9 protein-coding genes, 3 tRNA genes and 4 rRNA genes are annotated in these 15,790 nt (G+C 51.7%); 9 read left to right on the top strand and 7 right to left on the bottom strand.

What is annotated here, in order from left to right; all coding sequences use genetic code 11:
- Positions 1-2 precede the first annotated feature (2 nt).
- On the top strand, positions 3-821 hold the full coding sequence (aroE, locus tag N2K86_RS20280; RefSeq protein ID WP_260659763.1) for a shikimate dehydrogenase: 819 nt from the start codon (positions 3-5) through the stop codon (positions 819-821).
- Positions 818-1,066: a DUF1488 domain-containing protein gene (locus tag N2K86_RS20275; RefSeq protein WP_260659762.1), complete on the top strand. Its 249-nt coding sequence runs from the start codon at positions 818-820 to the stop codon at positions 1,064-1,066. Before aroE ends, N2K86_RS20275 begins: the two co-directional genes overlap by 4 nt.
- Here the strand turns inward: N2K86_RS20275 and N2K86_RS20270 are convergent.
- Entirely contained in the window at positions 1,042-1,596 is a 555-nt protein-coding gene (locus tag N2K86_RS20270; protein WP_260659761.1) for a gamma carbonic anhydrase family protein, read from the bottom strand. The genes N2K86_RS20275 and N2K86_RS20270 overlap by 25 nt on opposite strands.
- Before the next feature lie 472 nt (positions 1,597-2,068).
- On the opposite strand from N2K86_RS20270, the gene N2K86_RS20265 reads away from it, so the two are divergent.
- The 7 genes from N2K86_RS20265 (at position 2,069) to rrf (N2K86_RS20235) (ending at position 7,454) form a co-directional block, all read left to right on the top strand.
- A 16S ribosomal RNA gene (locus tag N2K86_RS20265) occupies positions 2,069-3,610 on the top strand.
- A 68-nt stretch (positions 3,611-3,678) separates the two neighbouring features.
- A tRNA-Ile gene (locus N2K86_RS20260) sits at positions 3,679-3,755 on the top strand.
- Between the two features lie 110 nt (positions 3,756-3,865).
- A tRNA-Ala gene (locus N2K86_RS20255) sits at positions 3,866-3,941 on the top strand.
- Between the two features lie 172 nt (positions 3,942-4,113).
- Positions 4,114-7,019, top strand: a 23S ribosomal RNA gene (locus N2K86_RS20250).
- A gap of 70 nt (positions 7,020-7,089) precedes the next feature.
- Positions 7,090-7,205 (top strand): 5S ribosomal RNA (gene rrf / locus N2K86_RS20245).
- Between the two features lie 14 nt (positions 7,206-7,219).
- Positions 7,220-7,295, top strand: a tRNA-Thr gene (locus N2K86_RS20240).
- A 43-nt stretch (positions 7,296-7,338) separates the two neighbouring features.
- Positions 7,339-7,454: ribosomal RNA gene (gene rrf / locus N2K86_RS20235) — 5S ribosomal RNA — on the top strand.
- The 16S, 23S and 5S rRNA genes sit together here with 3 tRNA genes alongside, the layout of an rRNA operon.
- A gap of 106 nt (positions 7,455-7,560) precedes the next feature.
- On the opposite strand, the gene N2K86_RS20230 is transcribed toward rrf (N2K86_RS20235), so the two are convergent.
- The 6 genes from N2K86_RS20230 to N2K86_RS20205 form a co-directional block, all read right to left on the bottom strand.
- Positions 7,561-8,319, bottom strand: a complete 759-nt coding sequence (locus N2K86_RS20230; RefSeq protein ID WP_260659760.1) for an amino acid ABC transporter ATP-binding protein — start codon at positions 8,317-8,319, stop codon at positions 7,561-7,563.
- Between the two features lie 7 nt (positions 8,320-8,326).
- Entirely contained in the window at positions 8,327-9,430 is a 1,104-nt protein-coding gene (locus N2K86_RS20225) for an amino acid ABC transporter permease (protein WP_260661737.1), read from the bottom strand.
- Between the two features lie 9 nt (positions 9,431-9,439).
- Positions 9,440-10,621 (bottom strand): amino acid ABC transporter permease, encoded by a 1,182-nt coding sequence (locus N2K86_RS20220; RefSeq protein WP_260659759.1) that lies wholly within the window; start codon positions 10,619-10,621, stop codon positions 9,440-9,442.
- A gap of 66 nt (positions 10,622-10,687) precedes the next feature.
- Entirely contained in the window at positions 10,688-11,713 is a 1,026-nt protein-coding gene (locus N2K86_RS20215; RefSeq protein WP_260659758.1) for an amino acid ABC transporter substrate-binding protein, read from the bottom strand.
- 488 nt (positions 11,714-12,201) lie between these two features.
- Entirely contained in the window at positions 12,202-12,423 is a 222-nt protein-coding gene (locus N2K86_RS20210; RefSeq protein WP_006178893.1) for a lipoprotein, read from the bottom strand.
- A gap of 247 nt (positions 12,424-12,670) precedes the next feature.
- Positions 12,671-15,784 (bottom strand): efflux RND transporter permease subunit, encoded by a 3,114-nt coding sequence (locus N2K86_RS20205; RefSeq protein WP_260659757.1) that lies wholly within the window; start codon positions 15,782-15,784, stop codon positions 12,671-12,673.
- Positions 15,785-15,790 lie beyond the last annotated feature (6 nt).

Genomic DNA, 15,790 nt, shown 5'->3' with positions numbered 1-15,790 from the left:
TCATGGAAAGCTATGCTGTTTTTGGTAACCCGATCGCTCACAGTAAATCGCCGTTGATCCATCAGCTGTTTGCTGAACAACTGCAGATAGACCATCCGTATGGTCGCGTGCTGGCCCCTGTCGATGCATTTGTGACGACGCTGAATGCCTTTTTCGAGGCGGGTGGTAAGGGTGCGAATGTAACAGTGCCCTTTAAGGCAGACGCTTTTGAACGCGCGGATGAATTGACCGAGCGAGCGGCGCTTGCTGGTGCGGTAAATACGCTAAAACAGCTTGAGGATGGCCGACTTCTGGGTGACAACACCGATGGGATTGGTTTACTCAGCGATTTACAAAGACTCTCATTTATTAAGCCTGGTTTCCGGATCCTGCTGATTGGCGCGGGCGGGGCATCACGGGGCGTACTGCTTCCTCTTCTTTCAATGGATTGTGCGGTAACAATTACCAACCGAACATTCTCCCGTGCAGAAGAGCTGGCAGCGCTGTTCGCCCATACCGGTAGCGTCAATGCCGTTGCGCTTGATGACCTTGCCGACCATGAGTTCGAACTTGTCATTAATGCGACTTCCAGCGGTATTGGCGGTGAAGTGCCTGCGATCCCTGCTTCGTTGGTAAGTGCCCATGTTTATTGCTACGACATGTTCTATCAGAAAGGCAAAACACCTTTTCTGACCTGGTGTGAACAACACGGCGCGAAGCATATGGCTGATGGTCTGGGCATGCTGGTGGGCCAGGCGGCTCATGCAGTACTGCTCTGGCACGGTGTGTTGCCTGCAGTGGAACCCGTGATCGAAAAACTGAAACAGGAACTGATGGCGTGAATCAGGCGATCCACTTTCCTGACAGAGAAATCTGGGATGAAAATCAGCAAGCGGTTTGTTTCCCGGTGCTCGTGCACGGAATGCAACTGACCTGTGCAATCACTGGGGAAACGCTACTGCGTCGTTTTGGCGGTTCAGACCCGTTAGTGGTATTTTGCGAAAATCGCTGGGATCTTGAAGAGGAAGCCAGCGATTTAATCCGCGATCAGCAGGAAGACGATCAAGGCTGGGTCTGGTTGTCTTGATCCAGATATTCATTCTTCCATTTGACGTAGTTATTTGCTGAGTATTTTAATCCTTCGATCTCCGCCTCTTTTAAGGGGCGGATCTGTTTTACCGGGCTGCCTAAATAGAGATAGCCGCTTTCCAGACGTTTGTTTTGCGGGACCAGGCTACCGGCTCCAATCATCACGTCATCTTCTACTGTTACGCCATCCAGTAAAATTGAACCCATACCAACAAGTACCCTATTACCTATTATGCAGCCGTGGAGCATCACTTTGTGGCCGACGGTAACGTCTTCCCCAACGATTAGAGGATTACCTTCTGGGTTATAAGAAGATTTATGCGTCACATGAAGAACGCTGCCGTCCTGAATGTTGGTGCGTGCGCCGATAGACACAAAGTTAACATCTCCCCTGATCGTAACCAGTGGCCAGATACTCACATCATCGGCCATTCGGACATCGCCAATCACGACGCTACTGGCATCGATCATCACGCGATCGCCTTTTTGGGGGAACAGATCTTTATAAGGACGTAGTACTTCAGACATATCTACCTCGACAGATGGGCGCTATACAGAAGACTTTGATCATATTTTGGGATCGTGGCAAGGCAAAATACGTCAATATTTAAGCAGATCGGGCGGGATTTCAGCGAAAAGCGCGGAAAATCAGCAGTCGGAAAAAAAGATCTAAAAAACACTTGTGCTAAAAAATGGGATCCCTATAATGCGCCTCCATCGACACGGCGGATGTGAATCACTTCACAGACAACCCGGTCGGTTGAAGAGAAAAAAATCCTGAAATAACGGGTTGACTCTGAAAGAGGAAAGCGTAATATACGCCACCTCGCAACGGTGAGCGAAAGCCGCGTTGCACTGCTCTTTAACAATTTATCAGACAATCTGTGTGGGCACTCAAAGTGACATGGATTCTTAATGTCTTCGGACAATAAATGAATACCAAGTCTCTGAGTGAACATACGTAATTCATTACGAAGTTTAATTCACGAGCATCAAACTTAAATTGAAGAGTTTGATCATGGCTCAGATTGAACGCTGGCGGCAGGCCTAACACATGCAAGTCGAGCGGCAGCGGAAAGTAGCTTGCTACTTTGCCGGCGAGCGGCGGACGGGTGAGTAATGTCTGGGAAACTGCCTGATGGAGGGGGATAACTACTGGAAACGGTAGCTAATACCGCATAACGTCGCAAGACCAAAGAGGGGGACCTTCGGGCCTCTTGCCATCAGATGTGCCCAGATGGGATTAGCTAGTAGGTGGGGTAACGGCTCACCTAGGCGACGATCCCTAGCTGGTCTGAGAGGATGACCAGCCACACTGGAACTGAGACACGGTCCAGACTCCTACGGGAGGCAGCAGTGGGGAATATTGCACAATGGGCGCAAGCCTGATGCAGCCATGCCGCGTGTATGAAGAAGGCCTTCGGGTTGTAAAGTACTTTCAGCGGGGAGGAAGGTGTTGAGGTTAATAACCTCAGCAATTGACGTTACCCGCAGAAGAAGCACCGGCTAACTCCGTGCCAGCAGCCGCGGTAATACGGAGGGTGCAAGCGTTAATCGGAATTACTGGGCGTAAAGCGCACGCAGGCGGTCTGTCAAGTCGGATGTGAAATCCCCGGGCTCAACCTGGGAACTGCATTCGAAACTGGCAGGCTAGAGTCTTGTAGAGGGGGGTAGAATTCCAGGTGTAGCGGTGAAATGCGTAGAGATCTGGAGGAATACCGGTGGCGAAGGCGGCCCCCTGGACAAAGACTGACGCTCAGGTGCGAAAGCGTGGGGAGCAAACAGGATTAGATACCCTGGTAGTCCACGCCGTAAACGATGTCGACTTGGAGGTTGTGCCCTTGAGGCGTGGCTTCCGGAGCTAACGCGTTAAGTCGACCGCCTGGGGAGTACGGCCGCAAGGTTAAAACTCAAATGAATTGACGGGGGCCCGCACAAGCGGTGGAGCATGTGGTTTAATTCGATGCAACGCGAAGAACCTTACCTACTCTTGACATCCAGAGAACTTTCCAGAGATGGATTGGTGCCTTCGGGAACTCTGAGACAGGTGCTGCATGGCTGTCGTCAGCTCGTGTTGTGAAATGTTGGGTTAAGTCCCGCAACGAGCGCAACCCTTATCCTTTGTTGCCAGCGGTCCGGCCGGGAACTCAAAGGAGACTGCCAGTGATAAACTGGAGGAAGGTGGGGATGACGTCAAGTCATCATGGCCCTTACGAGTAGGGCTACACACGTGCTACAATGGCGCATACAAAGAGAAGCGACCTCGCGAGAGCAAGCGGACCTCATAAAGTGCGTCGTAGTCCGGATTGGAGTCTGCAACTCGACTCCATGAAGTCGGAATCGCTAGTAATCGTAGATCAGAATGCTACGGTGAATACGTTCCCGGGCCTTGTACACACCGCCCGTCACACCATGGGAGTGGGTTGCAAAAGAAGTAGGTAGCTTAACCTTCGGGAGGGCGCTTACCACTTTGTGATTCATGACTGGGGTGAAGTCGTAACAAGGTAACCGTAGGGGAACCTGCGGTTGGATCACCTCCTTACCTTAAAGAACCTGCCTTTGTAGTGCTCACACAGATTGTCTGATGAAAATAGCAGTAAAAATCTCTGCAGGCTTGTAGCTCAGGTGGTTAGAGCGCACCCCTGATAAGGGTGAGGTCGGTGGTTCAAGTCCACTCAGGCCTACCAAATTTTCCCTGAATACTGCGTTGCGGCAACGCTCACATACTGATGTATGCTTCGCGTTACCACGCCTTGTCTCAGGAAAAATTACCGGTACAGAGATTAGTGTATACGATGGGGTTATAGCTCAGCTGGGAGAGCGCCTGCCTTGCACGCAGGAGGTCTGCGGTTCGATCCCGCATAGCTCCACCATCCTTTTACTGCGAAATACAAGAAAACTTCAGAGTGAACCTGAAAAGGTGCACTGCGAAGTTTTGCTCTTTAAAAATCTGGATCAAGCTGAAAATTGAAACGACACACAGTTAATGTGTGTTCGAGTCTCTCAAATTTTCGCAATCAGAAGTGAAACATCTTCGGGTTGTGAGGTTAAGCGACTAAGCGTACACGGTGGATGCCCTGGCAGTCAGAGGCGATGAAGGACGTGCTAATCTGCGAAAAGCGCCGGTGAGGTGATATGAACCTTTGACCCGGCGATGTCCGAATGGGGAAACCCAGTGTGATTCGTCACACTATCGTTAACTGAATACATAGGTTAACGAGGCGAACCGGGGGAACTGAAACATCTAAGTACCCCGAGGAAAAGAAATCAACCGAGATTCCCCCAGTAGCGGCGAGCGAACGGGGAGCAGCCCAGAGTCTGAATCAGCTTGTGTGTTAGTGGAACGGTCTGGAAAGTCCGACGGTACAGGGTGATAGTCCCGTACACGAAAGCACACTTGCTGTGAACTCGAAGAGTAGGGCGGGACACGTGGTATCCTGTCTGAATATGGGGGGACCATCCTCCAAGGCTAAATACTCCTGACTGACCGATAGTGAACCAGTACCGTGAGGGAAAGGCGAAAAGAACCCCGGCGAGGGGAGTGAAAAAGAACCTGAAACCGTGTACGTACAAGCAGTGGGAGCACCTTCGTGGTGTGACTGCGTACCTTTTGTATAATGGGTCAGCGACTTATATTCTGTAGCAAGGTTAACCGTATAGGGGAGCCGAAGGGAAACCGAGTCTTAACTGGGCGTTAAGTTGCAGGGTATAGACCCGAAACCCGGTGATCTAGCCATGGGCAGGTTGAAGGTTGGGTAACACTAACTGGAGGACCGAACCGACTAATGTTGAAAAATTAGCGGATGACTTGTGGCTGGGGGTGAAAGGCCAATCAAACCGGGAGATAGCTGGTTCTCCCCGAAAGCTATTTAGGTAGCGCCTCGTGAACTCATCTTCGGGGGTAGAGCACTGTTTCGGCTAGGGGGCCATCCCGGCTTACCAACCCGATGCAAACTACGAATACCGAAGAATGTTATCACGGGAGACACACGGCGGGTGCTAACGTCCGTCGTGAAGAGGGAAACAACCCAGACCGCCAGCTAAGGTCCCAAAGTCATGGTTAAGTGGGAAACGATGTGGGAAGGCACAGACAGCCAGGATGTTGGCTTAGAAGCAGCCATCATTTAAAGAAAGCGTAATAGCTCACTGGTCGAGTCGGCCTGCGCGGAAGATGTAACGGGGCTAAACCATGCACCGAAGCTGCGGCAGCGACGCTTATGCGTTGTTGGGTAGGGGAGCGTTCTGTAAGCCGTTGAAGGTGGCCTGTGAGGGTTGCTGGAGGTATCAGAAGTGCGAATGCTGACATAAGTAACGATAATGCGGGTGAAAAGCCCGCACGCCGGAAGACCAAGGGTTCCTGTCCAACGTTAATCGGGGCAGGGTGAGTCGACCCCTAAGGCGAGGCCGAAAGGCGTAGTCGATGGGAAACAGGTTAATATTCCTGTACTTGGTGTTACTGCGAAGGGGGGACGGAGAAGGCTATGTTAGCCGGGCGACGGTTGTCCCGGTTTAAGCATGTAGGCGGAGGTTCCAGGTAAATCCGGTACCTTATTAACGCTGAGGTGTGATGACGAGGCACTACGGTGCTGAAGTAACAAATGCCCTGCTTCCAGGAAAAGCCTCTAAGCATCAGGTAACATCAAATCGTACCCCAAACCGACACAGGTGGTCAGGTAGAGAATACCAAGGCGCTTGAGAGAACTCGGGTGAAGGAACTAGGCAAAATGGTGCCGTAACTTCGGGAGAAGGCACGCTGATATGTAGGTGAAGCCCCTGCGGGTGGAGCTGAAATCAGTCGAAGATACCAGCTGGCTGCAACTGTTTATTAAAAACACAGCACTGTGCAAACACGAAAGTGGACGTATACGGTGTGACGCCTGCCCGGTGCCGGAAGGTTAATTGATGGGGTTAGCGGCAACGCGAAGCTCTTGATCGAAGCCCCGGTAAACGGCGGCCGTAACTATAACGGTCCTAAGGTAGCGAAATTCCTTGTCGGGTAAGTTCCGACCTGCACGAATGGCGTAATGATGGCCAGGCTGTCTCCACCCGAGACTCAGTGAAATTGAACTCGCTGTGAAGATGCAGTGTACCCGCGGCAAGACGGAAAGACCCCGTGAACCTTTACTATAGCTTGACACTGAACACTGGTCCTTGATGTGTAGGATAGGTGGGAGGCTTTGAAGCGTGGACGCCAGTCTGCGTGGAGCCATCCTTGAAATACCACCCTTTAATGGCTGGTGTTCTAACGTAGACCCGTGATCCGGGTTGCGGACAGTGTCTGGTGGGTAGTTTGACTGGGGCGGTCTCCTCCCAAAGAGTAACGGAGGAGCACGAAGGTTAGCTAATCCTGGTCGGACATCAGGAGGTTAGTGCAATGGCATAAGCTAGCTTGACTGCGAGAGTGACGGCTCGAGCAGGTGCGAAAGCAGGTCATAGTGATCCGGTGGTTCTGAATGGAAGGGCCATCGCTCAACGGATAAAAGGTACTCCGGGGATAACAGGCTGATACCGCCCAAGAGTTCATATCGACGGCGGTGTTTGGCACCTCGATGTCGGCTCATCACATCCTGGGGCTGAAGTAGGTCCCAAGGGTATGGCTGTTCGCCATTTAAAGTGGTACGCGAGCTGGGTTTAGAACGTCGTGAGACAGTTCGGTCCCTATCTGCCGTGGGCGCTGGAGAATTGAGGGGGGCTGCTCCTAGTACGAGAGGACCGGAGTGGACGCATCACTGGTGTTCGGGTTGTCATGCCAATGGCACTGCCCGGTAGCTAAATGCGGAAAAGATAAGTGCTGAAAGCATCTAAGCACGAAACTTGCCCCGAGATGAGTTCTCCCTGAGACTTTAAGTCTCCTGAAGGAACGTTGAAGACTACGACGTTGATAGGTCGGGTGTGTAAGCGCAGCGATGCGTTGAGCTAACCGATACTAATGAACCGTGAGGCTTAACCTTACAACGCCGAAGGTGTTTTGGCGAAGAGACAGACACGATTTTCAGCCTGATACAGATTTAACAGAATTTGCCTGGCGGCTTTAGCGCGGTGGTCCCACCTGACCCCATGCCGAACTCAGAAGTGAAACGCCGTAGCGCCGATGGTAGTGTGGGGTCTCCCCATGTGAGAGTAGGGAACTGCCAGGCATCAAATTTAGCGTGCTGATATGGCTCAGTTGGTAGAGCGCACCCTTGGTAAGGGTGAGGTCCCCAGTTCGACTCTGGGTATCAGCACCACTTTATACTTAGGTTAAAGTTCGGCAAGAAGTAAAAGAATTTGTCTGGCGGCTTTAGCGCGGTGGTCCCACCTGACCCCATGCCGAACTCAGAAGTGAAACGCCGTAGCGCCGATGGTAGTGTGGGGTCTCCCCATGTGAGAGTAGGGAACTGCCAGACATCAAATAAGTGAGAAGGCCATCCGAAAGGATGGCCTTTTTGCGTTTCTACGCTGCACAAACTGTAGGCCGGGTAAGGCGAAGCCGCCACCCGGCATAACAAAGGATTAATGAATCACCTGCGATAAAAATGCCCGCGTGCGTTCTGACTTCGGATGCGCAAAGAACTCATTCGGTGGTGCCTGTTCGACAATCTCTCCACGATCCATAAAGATCACCCTGTCAGCGACAGTTCTGGCAAACCCCATCTCATGCGTCACGCACAGCATCGTCATCCCGGATTGCGCCAGCCCAATCATGGTATCCAGCACCTCTTTCACCATTTCTGGATCCAGCGCTGATGTCGGCTCATCAAACAACATTATCTTAGGTTTCATGCACAGGGAGCGGGCGATGGCCACACGCTGCTGCTGACCGCCGGATATCTGCCCAGGGAATTTATTGGCATGTTCAGCAATGCGCACACGCTCCAGATAGTGCATTGCCAAGGCTTCGGCCTCTTTTTTCGGCATCTTTTGAACCCAAATGGGGGCCAGCGTGCAGTTTTGCAGAACGGTCAGATGCGGGAACAGATTGAAGTGCTGGAACACCATCCCGACTTCCTGTCGTACACGGTCGATATTGCGAATATCTTCATTCAACTCGATACCATCAACCACAATACGCCCCTGCTGATGTTCTTCAAGATGGTTAATACAGCGAATAGTTGTGGATTTCCCTGAACCGGAGGGACCACAAAGTACGATACGTTCGCCCTGTTTCACCTTGAGATTGATATCCTTCAGGACATGATACTGTCCGTACCATTTATTGACGTTTTCCAGCGTAATCATCGCGTCGGCAGGTGTCATAGTAATCTGGCTCATAATTTCCTCAGTGCGGTGTACGCCCGGTGTTAAAGCGCTTTTCCAGATGCTGGCTATAGCGCGACATGCTAAAACAGAAGATCCAGTAGATCAGGGCAGCGAAGACATATCCCTCGGTGGACATACCCAGCCAGACAGGGTCAACGGTAGCCTGCTGTACGCTGCTGAAGAGATCGAACAATCCGATGATGATCACCAGACTGGTATCTTTGAAGAGGGCAATGATCGTGTTGACCAGACCCGGAATGACCAGCTTGAGTGCTTGCGGGAGAATGACCAGGCCCTGAGTTTTCCAGTAACCGAGTGCCAAAGATTCAGCGGCTTCGTACTGTCCTTTAGGCAATGCCTGCAGACCACCACGCACAACCTCAGCAACATAGGCTGACTGAAATAGAATCACCCCGACCAGGGCACGGATCAGTTTATCTATCGTTGTGCCTTCTGCCATAAACAGCGGCAGCATGACCGACGACATAAACAGAACGGTGATAAGCGGTACGCCACGCCAGAATTCTATGAATATAACGGAGAGGATGCGTACGACCGGCATTTTTGATCGCCGTCCCAGAGCCAGTAAAATCCCCCACGGCAGAGCGCCAGCGATCCCCACAGAAGCAATAATGAGCGTCAGCGTCAGTCCGCCCCACTGACGGGTTTCAACACGCTCAAGCCCCAGAAAACCGCCATACAACAACACCCAAACAATGATCGGATAAACGACAGCCCAGCTCGCAATGTATCGGCCACGGTGAGGAAGCTTTTTCCAGAACATTACGGCGATGGAGAGCAGACCGATAACCAGCGCCAGATTGATCCGCCAGCGCTGTTCGTGTGGGTACAATCCATACATGAACTGACCAAAACGTTCGTGGATAAAGACCCAGCATGCACCCGCTTTCGTACAATCAGCGCGCGTGGAGCCCACCCAGTTCGCCTGCAGGAAAGCCCAGTTAAGCAGCGGCGGGATCAGTTCCCAGATTAACCACAGGCAAACAACCGTCAGCAGGCTGTTACTCCAGCTGGAGAACAGGTTCTTACGTGCCCAAATAATGAAGCGCCCACCAGTTGTGCTGGCAGAACGCGAGGAGTGCGACAATATCGCTTTTGTCATCATGGATCCTTAGCGCTCAACCAGTGCTATACGGCGGTTATAAAGGTTCATCAACAATGAAATCATCAGGCTGATGATCAGATAAACAGACATAGTAATGGCAATAGTTTCAATCGCTTGTCCGGTCTGGTTAAGCACGGTCCCAGCGAACAGTGACACCATATCGGGGTAGCCGATAGCAGCGGCTAGCGATGAGTTTTTGACAATATTGAGGTACTGGCTGGTCAGTGGCGGGATGATGACCCGTAAAGCTTGCGGAATAATGACCTGGCGAAGCGTCACGGTATTTGGCAAGCCCAGTGAGCGCGCCGCCTCATGCTGCCCGTAAGGCACAGCCTGGATCCCAGAGCGGATGATTTCCGCAATAAATGCGGAGGTATAAATTGAGAGCGCCAGCGTCAGTGCGGCCAGTTCCGGAATTAACACCATCCCGCCCTGGAAGTTAAACCCACGCAGATGCGGAATATCCCAGTGCAAGGCCGCGCCAAATAGCCAGTGGGCAACTAACGGCAGGCCAGCAATCAGTGCAGCACCAATCGGCCATGTTTTACGCAACTGCCCGGTTTTGATCTGATGCTTACGGTTATAGCGGAACAAGCCGACAGAAATCGCGAGTGCAATAATTATTGCGATGATGAAGGCATAGAGCCCTTCAGCGACCTGCGGAGAGGGAATGTATAACCCACGGTTGCTCAGAAAAAGAAGATCGAAGGCATCCACGGCCTGGCGCGGACCGGGAAGGTTACGCAGGACAGCGAAATACCAAAAGAAAATCTGCAGCAGTGGCGGGATATTACGAAAAGTTTCGATATAAATGGTCGACAGTTTCCGCAGTAGCCAGTTTTCAGAAAGTCGGGCCAGACCAAGGAAAAAACCGAGTACGGAAGCGAACACAATACAGAGCGCTGACACCAGCAGCGTATTCAGCAGACCCACGATAAATACGCGTCCATACGTATCGCCTTCCTGATAATCAATAAGATGCTGAACAATACCAAAACCCGCGCTGCGATCCAGAAAGGCAAAACCAGAGGTGATGCCTCGGTTATTCAGGTTGGTAACGGTGTTGTGGATTAAATAAATGGCGATAACCACAACCACGACAACAGCAATAATCTGGAACAGCCAGGCGCGGACCGCGGGATGAGAAAAGGACAGTGATCCTTTTACGGCTAAGCGGCGATGGGACATAAAAAACCTCGGTAACCATGACTCTGGACTGGGCACTGCGCTTGCAGTGCCCGTTACAGCAAAGACTTAACGTACTGGCGGAGCGTACTGAATACCGCCGTTATTCCAGAGATTGTTCTGGCCGCGTTTGATCTTCAGCGGGCTTTCCGAACCCACATTGCGCTCAAAGATCTCGGCATAGTTACCGACCTGTTTAATGATGTTATAAGCCCACTTGTTATCCAGCTTCAGATCCTTGCCGAAATCACCCTCTTTGCCCAGGAGATGTGCCATATCTGGCGTGGACGGATTAGCGGCTTTCTCATCGACGTTTTTCGAGCTGATTCCCATCTCTTCGGCGTTCAGCATGGCAAACAATGTCCAGCGAACAATCGAGAACCAGTCCTCATCGCCGCGGCGAACGACGGGGCCAAGAGGCTCTTTGGAGATCACTTCCGGCAGGACAACCCACTCGGCAGGGTTGCTCAATTTGATGCGTAATGCGTAGAGCTGTGACTGGTCAGACGCCAGGGTATCGCAACGGCCAGACTCCAGCGCCTTAGCCGACTCATCGGAGCGATCAAAGGTGACTGGGGTGTATTTCATTTTATTGGCTTTGAAGTAGTCCGCGACGTTAAGCTCTGTATCAGTACCAGCCTGGATGCAAACGGTCGCACCATCCAGCTCTTTAGCGCTTTTCAGACCGGCTTTATTGTGAGTAAGGAAGCCGATGCCGTCGTAATAGGTGACGCCGGTAAATGACATTCCCATTCCCGCATCGCGTGAGGAGGTCCAGGTCGTATTGCGGGAGAGCATATCAACTTCGCCAGACTGTAGCGCAGTGAAACGTTCTTTCGCCGTCAGTGGAGTATATTTTACTTTGCTGTCATCACCGAAAACCGCTGCGGCAACGCCACGGCAGACATCAACGTCAATACCGGTAAACTTGCCGTTCGCGTCGGCGTAGGAAAAGCCTGGCAAACCGTCACTGATACCACATTGTACAAAACCTTTCTTTTTAACGGCATCAAGCGTCGTGCCCGCCTGCGCCTGACCGGTTACAGCAAACAACACGCTCGCGGCGGCCAGGCTGGCTATCATCGTCTTTTTCATAATGGATCCTGTGTGGCGAAATTTATCGTTATAGAGGCGTTTTAAAACGCTTTTACCTGTCTGTGGCTTTGGCCAACGTTTATAAAGCAAACGTAATGCCAGGTTTTGCGCTCGATTAAATAAAGACAAGTGAACGCATAATGCTGAGTGTAGACAGGCTTAAATAAATCGAATGCCCCTAAACGGTGCGAAATTCCAACCTGCGCCACAAATTAGAGCAAAAGTTGGTTGAAGGATGTGGTTAAAGCCAGAGGTAGTTTCAGCCGTGAATATTGGCAGGGTATTAAATGGATTTAATATGTGAAAATCATCACGATGGAATTGGTAATTCGTCAGGATAAGCAATAAAGATGTGATGTAAATCTTATTAAAATTAACAGACGTGAATAAAAGAGGGCTCTTTTTTTACTTATATGAAATTCCTGCACTATTTAAAAGCAAAAGCGCGGACAGAGCCGCGCTTTCAGGAATGAGTCATGCCCCAGTGGTTATTTGGTCAGAGCCACGATACCCAGCGTCAGACCCGCTATTGCGGCAGCACCACCAGCGATAGCACCGGCTGTTTCCCAGTTATCCTGGGTGGTGCCTTTCATACAGGTGTTGGTATGAACCAGTCGGCCTTGATCGTCGTATACCGGTACACATGGAGAATCGTGCGCGCAACCAGCAAGCAGCGCAGCGAGAAGTGCAACGGAAATGAATCTTTTCATGATGTTACCTCAGTATTTTCTCACATTCGCCATAAAGCCAAAACGGCAATTAACGAATTAGTGGCTATTTTACCACCGGCAGAAGTTCGCGTTGCAGGGGGAATAATCTCAAATTATGTGAATTGTAAAAATCATGGAGAAAACTCAGCGACAAAAAGAATTAATGGAGAAAATATGAAGCTGAAGAAATTTAAAACTGTTGTTTATCTTAAATAAAAAGGCACCAGAGGTGCCTTTTAGTGATGAGTTATTGTTTATGGTTTGTGAAGCGTCGACGGACAACCACGAAGAATACGGGCACGAAGAAGATAGCCAAAAGCGTTGCGGATAGCATTCCTCCCATCACACCCGTACCGACAGCGTTTTGCGCGCCGCTCCCGGCACCGCTGCTCATTACCAACGGCATAACGCCAAGAATAAAGGCCAGCGAAGTCATGAGGATAGGACGAAGGCGCATCCGGGAGGCTTCCAGTGTCGCTTCAATTATCCCTTTGCCCTCTTTCTCCATCAGGTCTTTGGCAAACTCTACAATCAGGATGGCATTTTTGGCCGATAACCCAATTGTTGTCAGAAGGCCGACCTGGAAATAGACGTCATTGTTCAGTCCTCGCAATGATGCTGCGAGAAGCGCGCCAATCACCCCCAATGGCACAACCAGCATGACGGAGAATGGAATAGACCAACTCTCATACAGTGCAGCCAGGCATAAGAACACCACGATCAGTGAGATAGCATACAACGCTGGTGCCTGGTTGCCTGAAAGTCGTTCCTGATATGACATACCTGTCCAGTCGTAGCCGATGCCAGAAGGGAGTTTTGAGGCGAGACTTTCCATCATGACCATCGCTTCACCGGTACTCTTACCCGGTGCGGATTCTCCGAGGATCTCCATTGATGGCATGCCGTTGTAGCGTTCAAGGCGAGGAGAACCATACACCCAGTGGGCGTTGCTAAAGGCGGAGAACGGTACCATTTCACCATTTGCACTGCGCACGTAAAGGTTGTTGATGTCTCCCGGCAACATACGGAAGCGGGCATCAGCTTGTACGTACACTTTTTTCACGCGGCCATGATCGATAAAGTCATTTACGTAAGTTCCCCCTAATGCCGTCGAGATCGTCTGGTTGACATCAGAGAGGCTGATGCCCAGGGCCTGCGCTTTCTCCTGATCTACGTCCAGTTTGAACTGAGGGGTATCTTCCAGACCGTTAGGACGCACTCGAACCAGCAGGTCGGGGTGCTCTTTTACCATGCCGAGCAGTTTGTTACGCGCCTGAGTTAACTGCGTATGTCCCAGGTTGGCCTGATCGATCAGTTCGAAATCGAATCCCGTTGCAGTTCCTAACTCGATAATTGCGGGCAGGTTAAAGGGAAATACGAGGCCATCTTTGATCTGGCTGAACGCTTTCGTCGCGCGTCCCACAATGGCTTCAACGCTATTCTTCTCCCCCGGGCGTTCTTCCCAGGGTTTCAGGCTGACGAAGGCGATACCGGAGTTTTGCCCCTGGCCGCTAAAGCTAAAACCATTAACGGTAAAGACCGATGCAACATTCGCTTTCTCTTTGGTCAGGTAGTAGTTCTGAACCTGATCGAGAACGTGCTGCGTACGTGTCTGGGTTGCACCGGCAGGAAGCTGAACCATCGTCATAAACACCCCCTGGTCCTCTTCAGGCAGGAAGGAGGTCGGCAAGCGCAGGAACAGCACCGCCATGCCGCCGACGATGAGCACGTACACCACCAGGTAGCGCCCGGTCTTGCGAAGAATACCGCTCACGCTGTTGCTGTAGTGTTCCACGCTCTTGTCAAAGAGGGTATTGAACCAGCCAAAGAAGCCACCTTTCTTCTCGTGATGCTCACTGGACGCGGGCTTGAGCAATGTGGCGCAAAGGGCAGGGGTGAGGATCAGTGCAACCAGCACGGACAGCGCCATTGCGGAGACAATGGTGAGTGAGAACTGGCGATAGATGGCCCCCGTCGAGCCGCCAAAAAAGGCCATCGGGATGAATACTGCCGAAAGCACCATGGCGATACCGACCAGCGCGCCCTGGATCTGCTCCATCGACTTCTGCGTGGCCTCTTTTGGCGGCAGCTTGTCCTCAACCATGACGCGTTCGACGTTCTCAACAACCACAATCGCATCATCGACCAACAGGCCTATCGCCAGCACCATCCCGAACATCGTCAGGGTATTGATGGAGAAACCGAATGCTGCCAGAACCGCGAAGGTCCCCAACAGAACGACCGGAACCGCAATCGTAGGAATGAGCGTTGCCCGCAGGTTTTGCAGGAACAAATACATGACGAGGAAGACGAGAACAATCGCCTCGAACAGGGTTTTCACCACTTCGTGAATGGAGATTTTCACGAATGGCGTGGTGTCATAGGGATAGACAACCTTAAGTCCCTGCGGGAAGAATTGCTGCAGTTGCGCCAGCTTGCTCTTGATCGCTGCCGCCGTATCCAGCGCGTTTGCCCCGGTTGCCAGCTTGATCCCGAGACCCGTAGCCGCCTGCCCGTTGATCCTGGTGACCATGTTGTAGTTTTCGCCGCCCAGCTCAATGCGAGCCACATCCTTCAGGTGCACCATGGAGCCGTCCTGGTTCACCTTCAGCGTCACGCGGCCAAACTCTTCCGGCGATTTTAGACGGGTTTGCGCGATGATAGAGGCGTTCAATTGCTGGCCCGGAACAGATGGCGTTCCACCTAGCTGACCGGCCGCAATCTGGTCATTCTGCGTTTTCAGTTGATTGATAATATCCAGAGGCGTCAGCTGGTATTTATTCATCGCATTGCTGTCGAGCCAGATACGCATTGCATACTGCGCACCGAACAGCTGCACATCACCAACACCTGTTGTGCGACTAATCGCATCTTTCACATTCGACGCGACGTAGTCAGAGATATCATCCTGAGTCAGGTTTTTATTGTCCGACACGAAGCCCGCAACCAGCAGGAAGCTACTGCTGGATTTTTCAACACCAATCCCTTGCTGCTGTACTTCTTGTGGCAGCAGCGGCATGGCGAGCTGAAGTTTATTTTGAACCTGCACCTGCGCGATGTCGGGATCTGTACCCGACTCGAAGGTCAGAGTGATGGTGACGTTACCCGCAGAATCGCTGGTGGACGACATATACATCAGATTATCGATGCCGTTCATGTTCTGCTCGATAACCTGCGTCACGGTATCCTGCACCGTTTGGGCGTCAGCGCCAGGGTAGGTTGCTGTGATGGCAACAGCAGGAGGGGCGATGGTCGGATACTGCGCAACGGGCAGTTTGAGAATAGCCAGCCCGCCCGCAATCATCAAAATAATAGCGAGTACCCAGGCGAAAACCGGCCTTTGAATAAAGAAATTAGCCATGTCGTT

The organism is Enterobacter mori, from assembly GCF_025244905.1.
GTDB lineage: Bacteria > Pseudomonadota > Gammaproteobacteria > Enterobacterales > Enterobacteriaceae > Enterobacter > Enterobacter mori_A.
The sequence above is the reverse complement of the archived record's forward strand: the minus strand, read 5'-3'. Positions and strand labels throughout refer to the sequence as shown.

Excerpts from the sequence above, each read along its gene's own strand:
- aroE (WP_260659763.1), top strand. The coding sequence starts at position 3 with ATGGAAAGCTATGCTGTTTTTGGTAACCCGATCGCTCACAGTAAATCG.
- N2K86_RS20270 (WP_260659761.1), bottom strand. The coding sequence starts at position 1,596 with ATGTCTGAAGTACTACGTCCTTATAAAGATCTGTTCCCCCAAAAAGGC.
- N2K86_RS20230 (WP_260659760.1), bottom strand. The coding sequence starts at position 8,319 with ATGAGCCAGATTACTATGACACCTGCCGACGCGATGATTACGCTGGAA.
- N2K86_RS20225 (WP_260661737.1), bottom strand. The coding sequence starts at position 9,430 with ATGACAAAAGCGATATTGTCGCACTCCTCGCGTTCTGCCAGCACAACT.
- N2K86_RS20220 (WP_260659759.1), bottom strand. The coding sequence starts at position 10,621 with ATGTCCCATCGCCGCTTAGCCGTAAAAGGATCACTGTCCTTTTCTCAT.
- N2K86_RS20215 (WP_260659758.1), bottom strand. The coding sequence starts at position 11,713 with ATGAAAAAGACGATGATAGCCAGCCTGGCCGCCGCGAGCGTGTTGTTT.
- N2K86_RS20210 (WP_006178893.1), bottom strand. The coding sequence starts at position 12,423 with ATGAAAAGATTCATTTCCGTTGCACTTCTCGCTGCGCTGCTTGCTGGT.
- N2K86_RS20205 (WP_260659757.1), bottom strand. The coding sequence starts at position 15,784 with ATGGCTAATTTCTTTATTCAAAGGCCGGTTTTCGCCTGGGTACTCGCT.